The 16,733-nt window shown below is 64.3% G+C and carries 15 protein-coding genes and 1 pseudogene; 5 read left to right on the plus strand and 11 right to left on the minus strand.

The window, feature by feature from the left end; all coding sequences use genetic code 11:
• Nucleotides 1-20 precede the first annotated feature (20 nt).
• On the plus strand, nt 21-2,672 hold the full coding sequence (locus PVV74_RS14805) for a TIGR02302 family protein (RefSeq protein ID WP_274593737.1): 2,652 nt from the start codon (nt 21-23) through the stop codon (nt 2,670-2,672).
• 48 nt (nt 2,673-2,720) lie between these two features.
• Here the strand turns inward: PVV74_RS14805 and PVV74_RS14810 are convergent, their stop codons facing one another.
• A complete protein-coding gene (locus PVV74_RS14810) occupies nt 2,721-3,692 on the minus strand; it encodes a zinc-ribbon domain-containing protein (protein ID WP_425061787.1) in 972 nt (323 codons plus the stop codon).
• A gap of 132 nt (nt 3,693-3,824) precedes the next feature.
• Here PVV74_RS14810 and PVV74_RS14815 point away from each other — a divergent pair, with 132 nt between their 5' ends.
• Genes PVV74_RS14815 through PVV74_RS14830 form a run of 4 tightly spaced genes read left to right on the plus strand, consistent with a single transcriptional unit; the run spans nt 3,825 to nt 6,730 of the window.
• Nucleotides 3,825-4,502, plus strand: a complete 678-nt coding sequence (locus PVV74_RS14815) for a cell division ATP-binding protein FtsE (protein WP_274593739.1) — start codon at nt 3,825-3,827, stop codon at nt 4,500-4,502.
• Between the two features lie 32 nt (nt 4,503-4,534).
• Nucleotides 4,535-5,404, plus strand: coding sequence for a cell division protein FtsX (locus tag PVV74_RS14820; RefSeq protein ID WP_103763679.1), 870 nt, complete (start codon nt 4,535-4,537; stop codon nt 5,402-5,404).
• The gene (locus tag PVV74_RS14825) at nt 5,401-6,141 is read left to right on the plus strand and encodes a lysophospholipid acyltransferase family protein (RefSeq protein ID WP_274593740.1); all 741 of its coding nucleotides are present in this window, start codon (nt 5,401-5,403) and stop codon (nt 6,139-6,141) included. Before PVV74_RS14820 ends, PVV74_RS14825 begins: the two co-directional genes overlap by 4 nt.
• Complete coding sequence (locus PVV74_RS14830; RefSeq protein ID WP_274593741.1) at nt 6,128-6,730, plus strand: pyridoxamine 5'-phosphate oxidase family protein; 603 nt, start codon at nt 6,128-6,130, stop codon at nt 6,728-6,730. The genes PVV74_RS14825 and PVV74_RS14830 overlap by 14 nt, the downstream gene beginning before the upstream one ends.
• Before the next feature lie 222 nt (nt 6,731-6,952).
• Here the strand turns inward: PVV74_RS14830 and PVV74_RS14835 are convergent, their stop codons facing one another.
• The 10 genes and pseudogenes from PVV74_RS14835 to PVV74_RS14880 form a co-directional block, all read right to left on the minus strand.
• On the minus strand, nt 6,953-8,029 hold the full coding sequence (locus PVV74_RS14835) for a Hint domain-containing protein (RefSeq protein WP_274593742.1): 1,077 nt from the start codon (nt 8,027-8,029) through the stop codon (nt 6,953-6,955).
• 320 nt (nt 8,030-8,349) lie between these two features.
• The gene (gene lpdA / locus PVV74_RS14840; protein ID WP_274593743.1) at nt 8,350-9,738 is read right to left on the minus strand and encodes a dihydrolipoyl dehydrogenase; all 1,389 of its coding nucleotides are present in this window, start codon (nt 9,736-9,738) and stop codon (nt 8,350-8,352) included.
• Between the two features lie 63 nt (nt 9,739-9,801).
• Nucleotides 9,802-10,185 carry a hypothetical protein gene (locus PVV74_RS14845; RefSeq protein WP_274593744.1) on the minus strand — a complete coding sequence of 128 codons (384 nt, stop codon included), beginning with the start codon at nt 10,183-10,185 and terminating at the stop codon, nt 9,802-9,804.
• A complete protein-coding gene (locus tag PVV74_RS14850) occupies nt 10,182-10,577 on the minus strand; it encodes an MAPEG family protein (RefSeq protein WP_103763477.1) in 396 nt (131 codons plus the stop codon). Before PVV74_RS14850 ends, PVV74_RS14845 begins: the two co-directional genes overlap by 4 nt.
• A complete protein-coding gene (locus tag PVV74_RS14855) occupies nt 10,574-11,119 on the minus strand; it encodes a hypothetical protein (RefSeq protein ID WP_103763476.1) in 546 nt (181 codons plus the stop codon). Before PVV74_RS14855 ends, PVV74_RS14850 begins: the two co-directional genes overlap by 4 nt.
• A gap of 85 nt (nt 11,120-11,204) precedes the next feature.
• A complete protein-coding gene (locus PVV74_RS14860) occupies nt 11,205-11,438 on the minus strand; it encodes a hypothetical protein (protein WP_274593745.1) in 234 nt (77 codons plus the stop codon).
• Between the two features lie 96 nt (nt 11,439-11,534).
• Entirely contained in the window at nt 11,535-13,130 is a 1,596-nt protein-coding gene (odhB, locus tag PVV74_RS14865) for a 2-oxoglutarate dehydrogenase complex dihydrolipoyllysine-residue succinyltransferase (RefSeq protein WP_103763474.1), read from the minus strand.
• A 6-nt stretch (nt 13,131-13,136) separates the two neighbouring features.
• Complete coding sequence (locus PVV74_RS14870) at nt 13,137-16,094, minus strand: 2-oxoglutarate dehydrogenase E1 component (protein WP_103763473.1); 2,958 nt, start codon at nt 16,092-16,094, stop codon at nt 13,137-13,139.
• Nucleotides 16,095-16,140: 46 nt separating this feature from the next.
• Entirely contained in the window at nt 16,141-16,596 is a 456-nt protein-coding gene (locus tag PVV74_RS14875; RefSeq protein ID WP_103763472.1) for a DUF805 domain-containing protein, read from the minus strand.
• A 27-nt stretch (nt 16,597-16,623) separates the two neighbouring features.
• A pseudogene (locus PVV74_RS14880) lies at nt 16,624-16,733 on the minus strand (succinate--CoA ligase subunit alpha); the annotation flags it as partial.

Below are 16,733 nucleotides of genomic sequence, written 5' to 3' on the forward strand. Positions count from 1 at the left end.
CAATCCAACCGCAGGGATGCATGGCACAATCTGACAACACCACGTTCAACAAGGTCATCAGGCGGCTGAAGCGGCCCTTGATGCTGACTTGGGCCGGGCTGATTGCCGAGCGTCTGGTTCGGGCGTTCTGGCCGCTCTGGAGCGTGGTTATCGCGGTGTGCGCCGCCTTGATGCTTGGGCTGCACGACCTTGCGCCGGTGGAAATCGTCTGGACGCTGGCCATCGTTTCTGGGCTGGCCGCGCTGGGCTTCGCGGTGCACGGGGCGCGCCGGTTCGACTGGCCGTCGCGCGAAGAGGCGATTCGACGGATGGACGGCGTGTTGCCGGGACATCCGCTGGCGACACTTGCCGACAGGCAGGCCATCGGTGACGGCGACACGGGGTCGCAGGCCCTGTGGCGGGCGCATATCGCACGGATGGAAGCCCGCGCCGCCGGTGCGAAAGCGGTCGAACCCGACCTGAGACTGTCGCGCCGGGATCCGTTCGGGCTTCGCTATGTCGCCCTGTTGGCGCTGGTCGTGGCGGTTTTGTTCGGATCCGTCTGGCGGGCCGGTACGGTGTCGCAGATGGCCCCCGCCAGTGGTGCGGCGCTGGCCAGCGGACCGACTTGGGAAGGCTGGATCGAGCCGCCGGCCTATACCGAGTTGCCGAGCCTTTACCTGAACGATCAGGACGGGGCGTTCAGCGCCCCCGAAGGCAGCTTGGTCACGCTGCGCTTTTACGGCGAGGTGGGCGCGCTGAGCATGACCGAAACGGTCTCGGGCCGGACCGAGGACATTCCGCCGGCCACGGACATCGAGCAGAGCTTCGAGATCGCACAGGACGGGACGTTGCGGATTGATGGGCCCGGCGGCGAGGAATGGACGATCACGGCACTGCCCGACGCGCCACCCGAGGCGTCGATCTCGGAAGGTTTGGAGGTCACGTTCGACGGGCAGATGAGTCAGCCTTTCGCGGCCAGCGACGATCATGGCGTGGCCGGTGGCACCGCGACGTTCGAACTGGCGCTGGACGAGGTCGACCGGCGCCATGGCCTGACGGCCGAACCCGATGCGCGCGAGCCGATCGTGCTGGACCTGCCGCTGCCGATCACCGGGGACCGCGCGGACTTTACCGAGACCTTGATAGAGAACCTGTCAGAGCATCCGTGGGCGCATCTGCCGGTGCGCCTGACGCTGAACGTTCGGGACGAGCGCGACCAGACGGGGCAAAGCGCGCCGCTGGTGATGGATCTGCCGGCGCGGCGGTTCTTCGATCCGATGGCCGCGTCGGTGATCGAACAGCGGCGGGATCTGCTCTGGGCGAAATCCAACGCCAGACGTGTCAGCCAGATGCTGCGGGCGGTGTCGCACAACCCCGAGGAGGGGCTTTTCAAATCCGAGACGGCCTATCTGAAGCTGCGGGTGATCCTGCGGCGGCTGGAGACGTTCATCGACCATGACAGCCTGACCGACGAGACGCAGGATGAACTGGCGCAGGCGCTGTGGGATCTGGCCGTGCTGTTGGAGGATGGCGATATCGGCGACGCGCTGGAGCGGATGCGCGCCGCGCAGGAACGGCTGAGCGAGGCCATGCGCAACGGCGCCAGCGAAGAAGAGATCGCGCGGCTGATGCAGGAATTGCGCGACGCGACGCAAGATTACCTGCGCCAGAAATCGCAGATGGCACAGCGCGAGGGCGATCAGACGGACGAACCTGACCGCGGCAAGTCCGAGAACATGCAGGCCCTGACCGACCAGGATCTGCAAGACATGATGGACCGTATCCAGGAATTGATGGAGCAGGGCCGGTTCGCCGAGGCGCAGCAGGCGCTGGAAGAGTTCCAGCAGATGATGGAGAACCTGCGCGTGACCGAGGGTCAGCAGGGGCAGGGCGGTGACAATCCCGGCCAGCAGGCGATGGAAGGTCTGGCCGAAACGCTGCGTGACCAGCAGGGCCTGTCGGACGAGGCGTTCCGGGATTTGCAGGAACAGTTCAATCCCGGCGCGCAGGCCGGGGAGTCGCAGGGCAACGAGGGCCGCAACGGCGGCCAGGGGCAGGGCCAGCAGCACTCGCAACAAGGACAGGGCCAACAGCAGGGTCAGGGTCAGCAGCAAGGGCAAGGCCAAGGCCAGCAACAGGGTCAGCAACCCGGTCAGGGCCAAGGCAACCAGTCCGCCGAAGGGCAGCAGGGCAACGGCGCCGGCGCCCTGTCGGACCGGCAGGAGGCGCTGCGGCGCGAGTTGGAACGCCAGCGGCAGGGTCTGCCCAATGTCGGCGGTGAAGCCGGGGAAGATGCCCGCGAGGCGCTGGACCGGGCCGGACGCGCCATGGAAGGTGCAGAGGAAGCGCTGCGGGGCGACGACCTTCCCGAGGCGATCGACCGGCAGGCCGAGGCGATGGACGCCCTGCGCGATGGGATGCGCAGCCTGGGCGAGGCAATGGCCGAGAACAGCCAGTCCCAGCCGGGCCAAGGCCAGGCGCAAAGCCAGACACCGGGCCAGTTCGGCGAGCAGGATCCGCTTGGCCGGTCACAGCGCGGGCTGGCCGGGGACCAGGGCGAGTTCACCGCACGGGAAGACGTGTATCGCCGTGCCGGAGAGCTATTGGACGAGATCCGTCGCCGGTCGGGCGATACGGCGCGACCCGAGGTCGAGCTTGATTACCTGCGGCGGCTTCTGGACCGGTTCTGAACTGCGACGAAACTCCGGCGCGCGCTGCACAGCATCCGCGGCACCTTATCAGCCGTCGGCGGCACCGTCTTCGGACAACGAGGTGGCCACGTCCTGAATGAGGTCGTTGAGACCGGCACGCCAGGAATTCACCATCTCGACGTAACCCGCCAGCGGATCGGCCAGCTTCGGGACCGCACCGGACAATTGCGGCGCGAAAACGTAGAGCAGCAAGGCCAGAACCGCGACGATGACCGCCAGCCGGAACCCGGAGCGGAAGCCGCTTTTTCCGTGGGCACCGGTGGTCTCGGCGGGCGATGACACGGAGCGCGGCTCTTCTTTCTTGCCGTCGGAGTCAAGCGACGAGTTGATCTCGTCGATATCGGGCAGCAGGTTGCTGCGCGACGAGGGATCGATCTCGTCCATCTCGGCATCAGTTTTTTGCGCCTCGGGTTCGCCACGCAGGCGGGCCATACGGGCGCGGGCCTCTTCCGAGCGGCGCTGGGCGTCTTTGTCGGTGTCCTGAAGTCCAAGCTCCTGCTGGGTCTCGACGGTCCCGCGGTTGTCTTGTTCGCGCGCACGGGATTCACGCTCGGCTTCTTCGCGAAGAACATCGGCCACGGCGGGGTCGATCTCGCGCCGCTTGTGGTCGGTTGCGGGTGCGGTGTGGTCTTCCGGAGTATCCTCGTCCTCGGACCTGTCATCGTCGTCCGCCGGCGGGGTCGCGTCAGGTCTGACGTCGCCGCTGGCCGAGAGGGCGTCGTCTTCCTCGTCTTCCGCACCATAGTCAGCCTCGGGGTCAAGCCCGGAGGACATGTCTTCTGGCTCGTACTGCTCCTGACTGGCAAGATCATCTGCAGCTGCCGCAGACTCTTCGGGCGCATGGTCGGGATGGTGCTGGAACCAGGTGGTTCCGCAATCGGAACATTGCACGTCGCGCCCGCTTGTGGGAATGACTTCCGTAGGGACTTCGTATTGTGCCCCGCAATTCGGGCATATCAACCGCATCTTGCCACCCGCTGCCTTCCGCCTGACCGGCATACCCCAGCCTATCGTTTGGCGTACCTTACGCACAAATACCGGACCGGGAAAGGGGGCAATCACCGAAGTACCGTAGTCGTTGCACAAGTGTGTCCTGTGGGGCATGAAGGGCAAAACGCATCGGGGGTCGAAGTGATCGAGCTGGAAAACGTCGCCTACAGCTATGGCGGGGGGGAACTGCTGAGTGATGTCTCGCTCAAGCTGCAGGCCGGGTCATTTCATTTCCTGACCGGCCCGTCGGGATCCGGCAAGACCACGCTTCTGAAGCTGTGTTACGGGGCCCTGATGCCCACCGCCGGCGAGGTCCGGCTGTTCGACACGGATGTGCGCGCGATGGAGCGGGACGACATCGCCTATGCACGGCGGCGGATCGGGGTGGTGCATCAGGATTGCCAGTTTCTCGACCATATGAGCGTGGCCGACAACATCTCGTTGCCACTGATGGTGTCGGGGCGCGACCTGCTGGGCGAGTCTGCGAACCTCAATGAACTGATCGGCTGGGTGGGTCTCAAGGCGCGGGCCGACGCCCTGCCGCCGGAGCTGTCGGGTGGGGAACGTCAGCGGGCGGCGCTGGCGCGTTCCATCATCATGTCGCCGGACGCGGTTCTGGCCGACGAGCCCACGGGCAACGTCGACTGGGAAATGTCGCAGCGTCTGCTGCGCCTGCTGATCGAGCTGAACCGGATGGGCAAGACGATCATGGTCGCCACCCATGACCTTGCCCTGATCCGGGCCGCGAAAACCCATGTCCAGGCAAGGGTGCTGCGGATCTCGAACCGGCGGCTGCAACTGGCGGGGGCGGACCTGTGAAGCTGGATTTCAACCGCGTGACCGAGTTCGTCATGGGCGATGCGCAGGCCGACCGGGTCGTGCCGCCCACAGGATTCACGGCCTCGCTTACGGTGTTCAGCGCAGGCGCTATGGCGTTTCTGGCGGTGTTCGCACTGGCCCTGTCGATGGCGACCGGGCGGCTGGCCGATCGCTGGGGATCGGAACTGGCCCGATCCTCGACCATCCGGATTTCCGCGCCCGAGGGCCAGATGGCGGCACAGACCGCGGCCACGCTGAAGATACTTCAGACGACCAAAGGCGTCGCCTCGGCCCGGGCGCTGGACCCCGACGAACAGCGGGCCTTGCTGGAGCCGTGGTTCGGCCCCGACCTGCCGGTGGATACCCTGCCGATCCCACAGCTGATAGAGGTTGTCGAGGAGGGCGAGGGGTTCGATGCTGGCGGCCTGCGCCTGCGGCTGTCGGCCGAGGTGCCGGGGGCGATCCTGGATGACCATACCCGGTGGCGCCGGCCGCTGGTGAGTGCCGCGACGCGCCTGCGTATGCTGGGCTACATATCCATTCTGCTGATCGGGGCGGCGACGGCGGCGATGATCACGCTGGCGGCCAATGCCGCGCTTGCGGCGAACACGCAGGTGATCGGCGTGCTGCGCCTTGTGGGCGCGCGGGACAGCTATATCGCGCAGGCCTTCGTGCGGCGATTCACGCTGCGGGCCCTGACCGGAGGCGCCGTAGGCACGGTGGCGGCCGGGGTGGCGGTGTTCCTGTTGCCCGCGGCACAGGAAGAGGGCGGTTTCCTGACAGGTTTGGGCTTTCGCGGCTGGCAGTGGCTGTGGCTGCTGGTGATCCCGCCGCTGGCCGCTGCGGTCGCCTTTGCCGCGACCCAGGCGGCGGCCCGCAAGACGTTGAAGGACACGCCATGAGATATGCCATTCAATGGGTCCGTTCGGCGATCTACGTGGGCCAGATCTATTTCATGATGCTGCCCATCGGGATCGTGTTCCTGCCTTGGGCGCTGGTCTCGTCCCGGGGCGCGAACGCAGCGTGCAAGGCGTGGTGCGCCTGGGTCCGCTGGACGGGCCGCTGGATGGTGGGGCTGAGGACCGAAGTGCGCGGCACACCGCCCACGCAAGAGTGCCTGATAGTCGCCAAGCACCAGTCATTCCTCGATATTATCCTGATTTTCGCCAGTGTCCCGGCAGGCAAGTTCATCATGAAACGCGAGTTGATGTACGCGCCGATCATCGGCCAATACGCGATGAAGCTGGGCTGCGTTCCCGTGGATCGGGGCAAGCGCAGCCAGGCGATCAAGAAGATGATCGCGGATGTGGGCCGAGGGCGGTTGCGGCCCGGACAGTTGATCATTTACCCGCAAGGCACGCGCATCGCACCAGGGGTCAAGGCGCCCTACAAGGTGGGGTCGGCGATCCTCTATGAAGAGATGGCACAGGAGTGCATTCCGGTGGCAACGAATGTCGGCCTGGTCTGGCCGCGCAAGGGGATCATGCGCCATCCCGGGACCGGGGTGGTGGAGTTCCTGCCGGCGATCGAGGCGGGATTGCCGAAGGACGAGTTCATGGCGCGGCTGGAAGATACTGTCGAGAGCAATTCCAACCGACTGATGCGCGAAGCGGGGTTCGATCCGGATGGAGTTCATTAACGATATCAAGACGCTGGAAGCGCTCTACGGCTCGCCCGGCGCGGCCAGCACGCGCAAGGTGGTGCATCGGCTGACGCTGCTTTACCGGCAGTGGATCATGACCTCGCGCTATTGCGTGCTGAGCACGGTTGGGCCGGACGGAACCGATGGCAGCCCGCGTGGGGATGACGGCCCAGTGGTGATGGACCTGGACGAGCGCACATTGGCGATGCCCGATTGGCGCGGGAACAACCGTCTGGATTCGCTGAGGAATATCGTGTCGGACGGGCGCGTGTCGTTGATGTTCATGGTGCCGGGGTCGAACACCGTGGTTCGGGTGAATGGCACCGCGAAGCTGACCGCCGACGAGGGGTTGCGCGCCCGGTTCGAACAAAAAGGCAAGCACCCGGCGACGGTGATCGTGATCGCGATTTCCGAGATCTACAGCCAGTGCGCCCGGGCCACGATCCGGGCCGGGTTGTGGGGCCGGGACGACAGTGACGGCTTGCCGACGGTGGGCGAGTTGCTGTCTGAAGCCTCGGATGGGGACGAGGGCGGCGCGGCGTATGACGCCGACTGGAGCGCCAGGGCGGCGAAGACGATGTGGTAGCTGGTGCAGGGATGGTTAACGCGATTTGGCACGTCGGTATCGCGTCGGTATTTCAGTAGCATCGCGTCGGTGGAAATGACGGGAGGCATGAAAGCTTAACATCACGAGCTGTCCACCGCCGAGAATTTGCCACATTGCCGCGAAAGTCAGTTTCGTCGAGCCCATATCGACTGATGCTGCGGGGAGCAAGAATGGCGGCTTTCGCAGTTATGGAGGATGGCGCTACTTAACGATGCGAAGTTTACTGGTCGCTTCACGACTTGTATCTCCACCAATGACCTGCCGTCTGAGGCGCATAGTCTCGGAGAGCGCTCTTGCTTCTTGAACCGACAGAAGTCGTCGTGCCTCTGGGTAGGCAATTGATGCCTCCTTGTTACGAAGGGCCGGACAAAGAGAGAGAATTTCTGCGCGACCCAAAGATCCGATACGGCGCAGCGCTTGTGTGCCAGGATACAGCGTCTCAACCGCCAGGCCATTTGCGAGGATGATCTCGTGTCGACTGGTGAAGAGTGTGATGTACTCGATGCTCTTCTTACCGCTCATTTCACGGATGCGTGATAATCTGACCAAACCCTTCGCTGGTGCGAGGACTTTTTTGTACCCAAACAACAAGTCACATAACGGATCACAAACCAGAATCCGATGATCTGGCGACACGACAAGGTCAGCACTCGGTCTCATTTGGTCAAGGAACCCGTCCTTGATCATGATCGGTTTTCCAATCTTTTGCGCAGTCAGATCCAACTCCCGACGACCTATCCAGGTGATCGGAACGCTCCCATGATCCAATGTTTTGACCAGATCACCCACGTGCAGTTCCGCAATGTCGATCTGGCCAGATGGCGTCGCTATCAGCGTACCAGGCGCAAAACACGGGAAGTCGTCAAAATCAAGATTCCCATCATCATCGCCATCCGGAGACCCGATTTCGTCGGCCTCGGTATAAGTGATCGTTGACGGCCCGACGGGAACCCCGCCGAGATCTATGAGGAAAGGCTGCCCAGCGAGGAGAAGGTGCTCATCGCCCGCGCCGCGGCCCTGCTCAATGTCGGGTTGCACACCGGTTCGCGGCATCACGATGTTGTCGTCCGAATCCAGAATCGTTATGAATTGCCCGTTCTGAAACTCGGTGACTCCCGCGTTTACCTGTTCTACGACGACCGTGAATAACTGGTCCGGCGTACCAAGAGCTTCGACCCCGTTGACGGTTACAACCCTCTCTATCCCGTTCCCCGAGCCTGAAAAGCTTGTATAACGCCCGATCTGATCGCCACGAAGCTCTAGGGTTACCGTCGGCATGCTGTATTCTCCTGGGTTTGCGCGACAACTTAAGCACGATGTCGTCAAGCGCGATAAACTGCCTCGTCGACCTCGTACTAGCAAACCAGGGTACTATCTATCGCATTTTACCTCGCCTAGTTTCGCGCCAGAAGCGGTCGCTCATTGTCCCGCAGCGAATGCCCGGATTGTCCCGCAAAGCGAACGTCCCGCGCGGAATCAAGGTGCAGCGTGCTGCACCGCCGCGCCGCGGTCCGGCGCGGGGGTTTTCACCCTCCCTACGAGATGCCGGACCGGGCTTGTAATTGGACGGGCGGGGCGGACCCCGCCCGCATTTAGCATCACGAGTGGATCGGCCCGTCGCCGCAGGCCAGCGCGGCTTCGCGCACGGCCTCGGAATAGGTCGGGTGGGCGTGGCAGGTCAGGGCCAGGTCCTCGGCCGCGGCGCCGAATTCCATGGCGACGCAGATCTCGTGGATCAAATCGCCGGCCATCGGGCCGATGATATGCGCGCCGAGGATGCGGTCGGTTTCCTTGTCCACGAGGATCTTGACGAAACCGTCGGCGGCAAAGTTGGCCTTGGCCCGTCCATTGCCCATGAAGGAGAACTTGCCGGCCTTGTAGGCGCGGCCTTCTTCCTTCAGTTGCTCCTCGGTCTTGCCGACGGCGGCGACCTCGGGGTGGGTGTAGATCACGCTGGGGATGACGCCGTAATTCACGTGACCGTGCTGGCCCGCGATGACGGATGCGGCGGCCATGCCCTCGTCCTCGGCCTTGTGGGCCAGCATCGGGCCCGAGATGCAGTCGCCGATGGCGTAGACACCCTTGACGTTGGTCTGCCAGTGGTCGTCGGTCTTGATCTGGCCGCGCTCGGTCATTTCGACGCCGAGGCCATCGAGCCCCAGCCCGTCGGTGAACGGCTTGCGCCCCGTGGCAATCAGCACGACGTCGGCATCGAGCGTTTCCTCGCTGTCGTCCTTGCGCAGCTTGTAGGTGACCTTGGCCTTGGTCGTCATCGCTTCGACGCTCTGCACGGCGGCGCCCATGATGAAGTTTAGCCCCTGCTTTTTCAGCAGCTTGTGGAAGTTCTTTTGCACCTCGCCATCCATGCCGGGGGTGACATGGTCGAGATATTCCACGACCGTCACCTCGGACCCCAGGCGGGAATAGACCGAGCCAAGCTCCAGCCCGATGACGCCGGCGCCGATGACGACCAGTTTCTTGGGCACCTTGGGCAGTTCCAGCGCGCCGGTGGACGAGACGACGGTTTTCTCGTCGATCTCGACACCGGGCAGGGTGCTGACCTCGGAGCCGGTGGCGATGATGATGTTCTTGGCCTCGTGCGTGTCGTCGCCGACCTTGACCTTGCCCGCCTCGGGGATGGATCCCCAGCCCTTGAGCCAGTCGATCTTGTTCTTCTTGAACAGGAACTCGATGCCCTTGGTGTTCTGGCCGATGGTGTCGTCCTTGTAGGAGAGCATCTGTTTCCAGTCGACCGAGGGGCTTTTGCCCTTGAGACCCATCGATGCGAAGTTGTGCTCCGCCTCGTGCAGCATGTGCGACGCGTGCAGAAGGGCCTTGGACGGAATACAGCCCACGTTGAGGCAGGTGCCGCCCAAGGTTTCGCGGCCTTCGACGCAGGCGGTTTTCAGGCCAAGCTGGGCGCAGCGGATCGCGGCGACATAACCGCCGGGGCCAGAACCGATTACGATGACGTCATAGGATGCCATTTGATATTCTCCTTCGCGTGTCGGGCGTGTTGATCCCGAACCTATGCTTTTTGTGTTGCGGTGTCACGACGCGGGCGGGGCGCAGTCCGGTACGGTTTTCAGGATTTGGTGCAGAAGATCCGTCCACGCGGCGTCGGGGTTGTTTTCCATGAAGCCGATGGCGGGGACGAAAGCGTTCTGGAAACCGGGATGGAAGGTTTCGCCGTCCGACCACCAGGGCGTGATCGTGCCGCTGACGAGGGTGAAGTCGATGGATTTGCCCGGCAGGTCGACGCGTGTGATCTGGAAACAGCCGTCGCCTTCGCCCTCGGGAGCGCCGTCGGTGAAACTGTTGGTCTTGTGGTGGTAGTCGCGGTGCATGACGAAATACGTGTTTTCCTCGATCACGAATTCGGCGGCGGACGGCGTGGCGGTGATCGCCAGGGCGAGGGCGAGAGGGCGGATCACAGCAGCGCGGCCAGGTACATGAGGGCCGTGGCGGCGAAGCCCACCATCCAGATCAGCGATCGCCACGGACGCAGGCCGAGGTAATAGGCCGGGATATAGGCGATGCGGGCAATGAGGTAGGCCCAGGCGCAGGTCGTGGTGACCCAGGTGGACTGGCCCGAGACGGCGATCACGACGCAGGCGATGGTGAAAAGGATCAGCCCCTCGAAATGGTTGTCCATCGCGCGGCCCAGACGGGCGGTGCGGTCGGACATCTGGCGCGAGGGTTCACGGTCGCGGGCCGAGGTGGTGTAGCCGGGGCCGAGCTCCATGTTGGCGGGCACGGCGTAGAGGGCGAATTGCACCACCTGCAACAGGGCGGCGAGGGTGAGGACGGTGAGTTCTGGTGTCATGCGGCTTGAATCGCCTCTGCTATGGCTTGGGCCTTGGCGTCAAAAGTGCCGGTGCGGGCCGAGGGGTGGGGCGCGCGGATGTGCGGCACGTTGAAATGTTTCAGAACACGGGCGGCATCGTGGCCGAGCGCGATGGGGCGGCGGCCGAGGCGTTCGTGCTGGCCGATGGTTTCCCAGCTGGCGCGGGCGTGGGCCGGGGGGATGGTGGAGGAGCGCTGCGGCGTCAGCAGGTGAAAGACCGGGGTGATGTAGATGTCGGCGCGGGTGAGGTTCAGCAGCGCCAGCACCTTGTCGATCACGCGGTTGAAGGGGTTGGTGGAGAGGTAGCCTTGCCGAGTGAGTTCCGCGCGGTGGCGACGCACGGACGGGGCATCGAGCCAGTCCTTGGACACCAGCATAGGGCCGGTGAGGCTGCCGGAGGTCATCTGGATGGGCGAGACATACTCGCCGTCAAAGCCTTCCTCGGCCAGCGTCGGATAGCCCGGCAGGCGAAACGCGCGGCGTGCGGCGACGGCGCGGGCGTATCCGGCGGAAGGGGGCATCAGTGGGCTGCGTCCCGGGCTTGACCCGGGACCTCTGTGTGGGCGAGAGGCCCCGGCTCGCGGGCCGGGGCGGGTAGCTCTTGGCTCATGCCGTCTCCAGCATGTGGGAGGCGGCGGGGCCGTGCCCGAGGCCGGTTTCCTTGTCGACCCATGCCTTGGCGCGGGCCACGTCATTGACGCCGAAGAGGATCCAGCGGGTGCCCGTGCCCTCGCGCCACATCTGAAGCTGGGTGAGACCGGCGTTGGCCCGGTCCTCGGCATGGGAGTCGTGGGTGCCCTGGTCGAAGCTGTCGTAGCGGAGGAGGAGTTGGGTGGTCATGGGGTGGGTCGCCTTTACGCATTGGTGTTGCGGAATGGTGGGGTGAAACCCCACCCTACGCAAACTCGTAGGGTGGGTGAAAACCCACGCGCGACGTCACAGATCCATCAACAACCTTCTCGGATCTTCCAGCGCGTCCTTCACACGCACCAGGAAGGTCACGGCGCCCTTGCCGTCGACGATGCGGTGGTCGTAGCTGAGGGCGAGGTACATCATGGGCCGCGCCTTGATCTCGCCGTTCACCACCATGGGGCGCTGCTGGATCTTGTGCATGCCCAGAATGCCCGATTGCGGCGGGTTGAGGATGGGCGAGGACATCAGCGAGCCGTAGACGCCGCCGTTGGAGATGGTGAAGGTGCCGCCCTGCATTTCCGCCATGGAGAGCTTGCCGTCGCGGGCGCGGGCGCCTTTTTCGGCGATGGCTTTCTCGATGTCGGCAAAGCCGAGCGCGTCGGCGTCGCGGATCACGGGGACCACGAGGCCGGTGGGCGTGCCGGTGGCGATGCCCATATGCACGAAGTTCTTGTAGACGATGTCGGTGCCGTCGATCTCGGCGTTGACTTCCGGAACCTCTTTCAGTGCGTGGCAGCAGGCCTTGGTGAAGAAGGACATGAAGCCCAGCTTGACGCCGTGCTTCTTGAGGAACTCGTCCTTGTACTCGTTCCGAAGGGCCATCACCTCGGTCATGTCCACCTCGTTATAGGTGGTGAGCATGGCGGCGGTGTTCTGGCTGTCCTTGAGGCGGCGCGCGATGGTCTGGCGCAGACGGGTCATCTTGACCCGTTCCTCGCGGCTGGCATCCTCGGCCGACACCGGTGCGCGGGGCGCCTGTGCGGGGGCCGACGCGGCGGCGGGTGCGGCGCTGCTGGCGGCGGCTGCGGCGCGGGCCACGTCCTCTTTCATCACGCGGCCATCGCGGCCAGAGCCTTGCACCTGGTCGCTGCTGAGGCCCTTTTCGGCCATCGCCTTTTTCGCCGAGGGCGCATCCTCGACGTCGCGGCCCGGGGGCGGGGTGGTGTACTGGCCGCCATTGGCCGTGGCCGGTTCGTCCGCCGTCGACCCGGCCGCGTCGCCATCGGGACGTTCGGCGGGTTCGACCGCGCCATCGGCGCTGCCGGACAGCACGGCAAGCTTGCCGCCCGCCTGGACCGTCTCGCCCTCGTTGGCGAGGATCTCGGTCAGCGTGCCGGCGGCGGGCGAGGGGACCTCGACCGAGACCTTGTCGGTTTCAAGCTCGCAGAGCATTTCATCCTGGCTGACGGTGTCGCCGGCTTTCTTGAACCAGGTCGAGACGGTCGCCTCGGACACGGATTCGCCCAAGGTCGGCACCATCACGTCGATATTGCCGCCGTCCGTACCGCCGCTGTTGCCGCTGGCCGGCTTGGCGGATTCGGACTCGGTGCTTTTATCTTCTTTCTTCTCGGCCTTCTTCGGCGCGGAGGCGGAGCCGCTGTCGCCTTCGGACAGGGTGGCCAGCAGGGCGTCGACGCCCACGGTCTCGCCCTCTTGTGCGACGATCTCGGCCAGGGTGCCGGCGGCGGGCGAGGGCACCTCGACGGTGACCTTGTCGGTTTCCAGCTCGCACAGCATCTCGTCGGCCTCCACCGTGTCGCCGGCTTTCTTGAACCAGGTGGCGACGGTGGCTTCGGTCACGGATTCGCCCAGCGTGGGCACGCGTACTTCGGTGGTCATTACGTCTTATCCTTCGATCGTCAGCGCGGCGTCGACCAGCGCTTCTTGTTGGGCCTTGTGTTGGCTTGCGAGGCCCGTTGCGGGCGAGGCGGAGGCGGAGCGCCCGGCATAGACCGGACGGGTATGCTTGGCCTTGATGCGTTGCAGCACCCATTCGATGTTGGGCTCGATGAAGCTCCAGGCGCCCTGGTTCTTGGGCTCTTCCTGGCACCAGACCATCTCGGCCTTCTTGAAGCGTTCCAGTTCCTTGACCATCGAGATGGCAGGGAACGGGTAGAACTGTTCGACGCGCAGGATATAGACATCGTCCAGCCCGCGATTGTCGCGTTCTTCCAGCAGGTCGAAATAGACCTTGCCCGAGCACATGACGACGCGCTTGATCTTGTCGTCCGATTTCAGCTTGGTGTCCGAGTTGCCGTACTGGGCATCGTCCCACAGCACGCGGTGGAAGCTGCTGCCGGTGGTGAATTCCTCGGCCTTGGATATGCACATCTTGTGGCGCAGAAGCGATTTCGGCGTCATCAGGATGAGCGGCTTGCGGTAGGTGCGGTGCAGCTGCCGGCGCAGGATGTGGAAATAGTTCGCCGGGGTCGAGCAGTTGGCGACGATCCAGTTGTCCTGTCCGCACATCTGCAGGAAGCGTTCGAGGCGCGCGGACGAGTGTTCCGGGCCTTGCCCTTCGTAGCCGTGGGGCAGCAGGCAGACGAGGCCGGACATGCGCAGCCATTTCGATTCACCCGAAGAGATGAACTGGTCGAACATGATCTGCGCGCCGTTGGCGAAATCGCCGAACTGCGCCTCCCACAGGGTCAGGGCGTTGGGCTCGGACAGGGTGTAGCCATACTCGAAGCCCAGAACCGCGTATTCCGAGAGCATCGAGTCGATGACCTCGTACTGCGCCTGGCCTTCTCGGATGTGGTTGAGCGGGTAGTAGCGTTCCTCTGAATCCTGGTCGATCAGGCCCGAGTGCCGCTGGCTGAACGTGCCGCGGGTGCTGTCCTGCCCGGCGAGCCGCACGCGGTAGCCTTCGGTCAGGAGCGAGCCGAAGGCGATTGCCTCGGCGGTGGCCCAGTCGAAGCCCTCGCCGGTTTCGAACATCTTGGCCTTCGTCTCCAGCAGGCGTGACACGGTCTTGTGCAGCGGCGTGCCCTCGGGCGGGGTGGTCAGGGCGCGGCCGATCTCGGCCAGGGTCTTTTTCTTGATGGCGGTTTCGCCGCGCTGGTAATCCTCGTCCTTGCTGTCGAGGTGGGACCACTTGCCGTCGAGCCAGTCGGCCTTGTTCGGGCGGTATTCCTTGCCGGCCTCGAACTCGTCGGCGAGGTAGGACTGGAACGCGGCCTTCATGTCGTCGATCTCGCCCTCGGGGATGAGGCCGTCCTTGACCAGCCGCTCGGTGTAAAGCGAGAGCGTGGTCTTCTGGGACTTGATCTTCTTGTACATGATCGGGTTGGTGAACATCGGCTCGTCGCCTTCGTTGTGACCGAAGCGGCGGTAGCAGATGATGTCGATGACCACGTCCTTGCGGAACTTCTGGCGGAACTCGGTGGCGACCTTGGCGGCGTGCACGACGGCCTCGGGGTCGTCGCCGTTCACGTGGAAGATCGGCGCCTCGACCATCAGGGCGATATCCGTGGGATAGGGCGAGGAGCGCGAGAAGTGCGGCGCGGTGGTAAAGCCGATCTGGTTGTTCACCACGAGGTGCATGGTGCCGCCGGTCTTGTGACCCTTCAGACCGGACAGGCCGAAGCATTCGGCCACGACGCCCTGGCCCGCAAAGGCCGCGTCGCCATGCAGCAGGAGCGGCATGACGGCGGTGCGTTCCTTGTCGCCCAGCTGGTCCTGCTTGGCGCGGGATTTGCCCAGCACGACGGGGTTCACCGCCTCGAGGTGCGAGGGGTTCGCGGTGAGTGAAAGGTGCACGGTGTTGCCATCGAATTCGCGGTCCGACGAGGCGCCGAGGTGGTATTTCACGTCCCCGGAACCGTCCACGTCCTCGGGCTTGAACGATCCGCCCTGGAACTCGTTGAAGATGGCGCGATAGGGTTTGCCCATCACGTTGGCCAGCACCGACAGGCGGCCGCGGTGGGGCATCCCGATGACGATGTCCTTCAGACCCAGCTGTCCGCCGCGCTTGATGATCTGTTCCATCGCGGGGATCAGCGCCTCGCCGCCATCGAGGCCGAACCGCTTGGTCCCCATGTATTTCACGTGCAGGTATTTCTCGAAGCCCTCGGCCTCGACCAGCTTGTTCAGGATCGCCTTGCGGCCCTCGCGGGTGAAGGTGATTTCCTTGTCGTAGCCCTCGATGCGTTCCTTCAGCCAGGCGCTCTCTTCGGGGTCGGAGATATGCATGTATTGCAGGGCGAAGGTGCCGCAATAGGTGCGCTTGACGATCGCGAGGATCTCGCGGATCGAGGCGACCTGAAGGCCCAGCACGTTGTCGATGAAGATGGGCCGGTCCATGTCGGATTCGGTGAATCCGTAGGATTTCGGATCAAGCTCGGGTCGGTCGGGCGTCTCGCGCAGGCCCAGCGGATCAAGATCGGCGGCGAGATGGCCGCGGATGCGGTAGGCGCGGATCAGCATCAGCGCACGGACGGAATCGAGCACGGCGCGTTTCACGGCATCGTCCGAGACCTCGACGCCCTTCTCGGCGGCCTTCGACTTGATCTTGTCGCCGGCTTGTCGCGCCTCGACCTCGGTCGGGTACTCGCCGGTGAGGGCGCTGGTCAGGTCATCGGCGGGCTGGGGCGGCCAGTCGCCCCGCGCCCAGCTTGGCCCGGCGGCTTCTTTCTTGACGTCCGTATCGCCATCGCCCAACTCGCGGAAGAAGGCCTGCCACGCCTCGTCGACCGCATTGGGGTCGTTGGCGTATCGCGCGTAAAGCTGTTCGAGATATTCCGCGTTGTGCCCCTGCATGAAGCTGGAGGCGTGGAACTGGTCGTTGGGGGATTGGTCGGTCATGGGTGTACCTTGGCTAGCTTGGACTGACTTTCGCGCGTTGCTGGGGTCAGGGGGCGGGAGGTGGTCCGTATTCGTTGGGTTCCGGTTCGGAGGGGCGGGTGAGCCACCAAATGAAAACGATCGCGATGATCAGGCCGATGATCCCGAAGATAGCGCCGAAGAACGCGCCGCCCAGCGATGGCATACGGTGTGGCATCCCGGGGTCGCCATGCATGCCCGGGCCGCCGAAGCCGACCACCCGCATGAACAGGTTGTAGATCGACGGGATCAGGAAATACCAGCCGGGGCGGCCGGTATCGTGCATCCGGCGGAAGCCCACCGCCAGAAGTGGCAGGAACATTCCCAACGCGTAGATCAGTGGCAACAGGGGAAAGAGCGAGACAACCAGCGCCCCGATGAAATAGGCGAGCAGAAACCACCAGAATTCCGAGCGCGACGCCCGGCCCGAGAAGTCCATGTACTTCTCGGTGAGGCAGGTCTTAACGCTGGTCTGGAAGTCCATCAGCTTTCTCCTGTCACTGTTGCGCGGTCACTTCCCGATAGCTTCGAGCACGGCTTCGCCCAATCCTGCGGGGGACTCGGCGACGGTGATGCCGGCGGATTTCATCGCCTCGATCTTGTCGTCGGCGCCGCCCTTGC

Source organism: Roseovarius sp. SK2, assembly GCF_028807495.1.
GTDB lineage: Bacteria > Pseudomonadota > Alphaproteobacteria > Rhodobacterales > Rhodobacteraceae > Roseovarius > Roseovarius confluentis.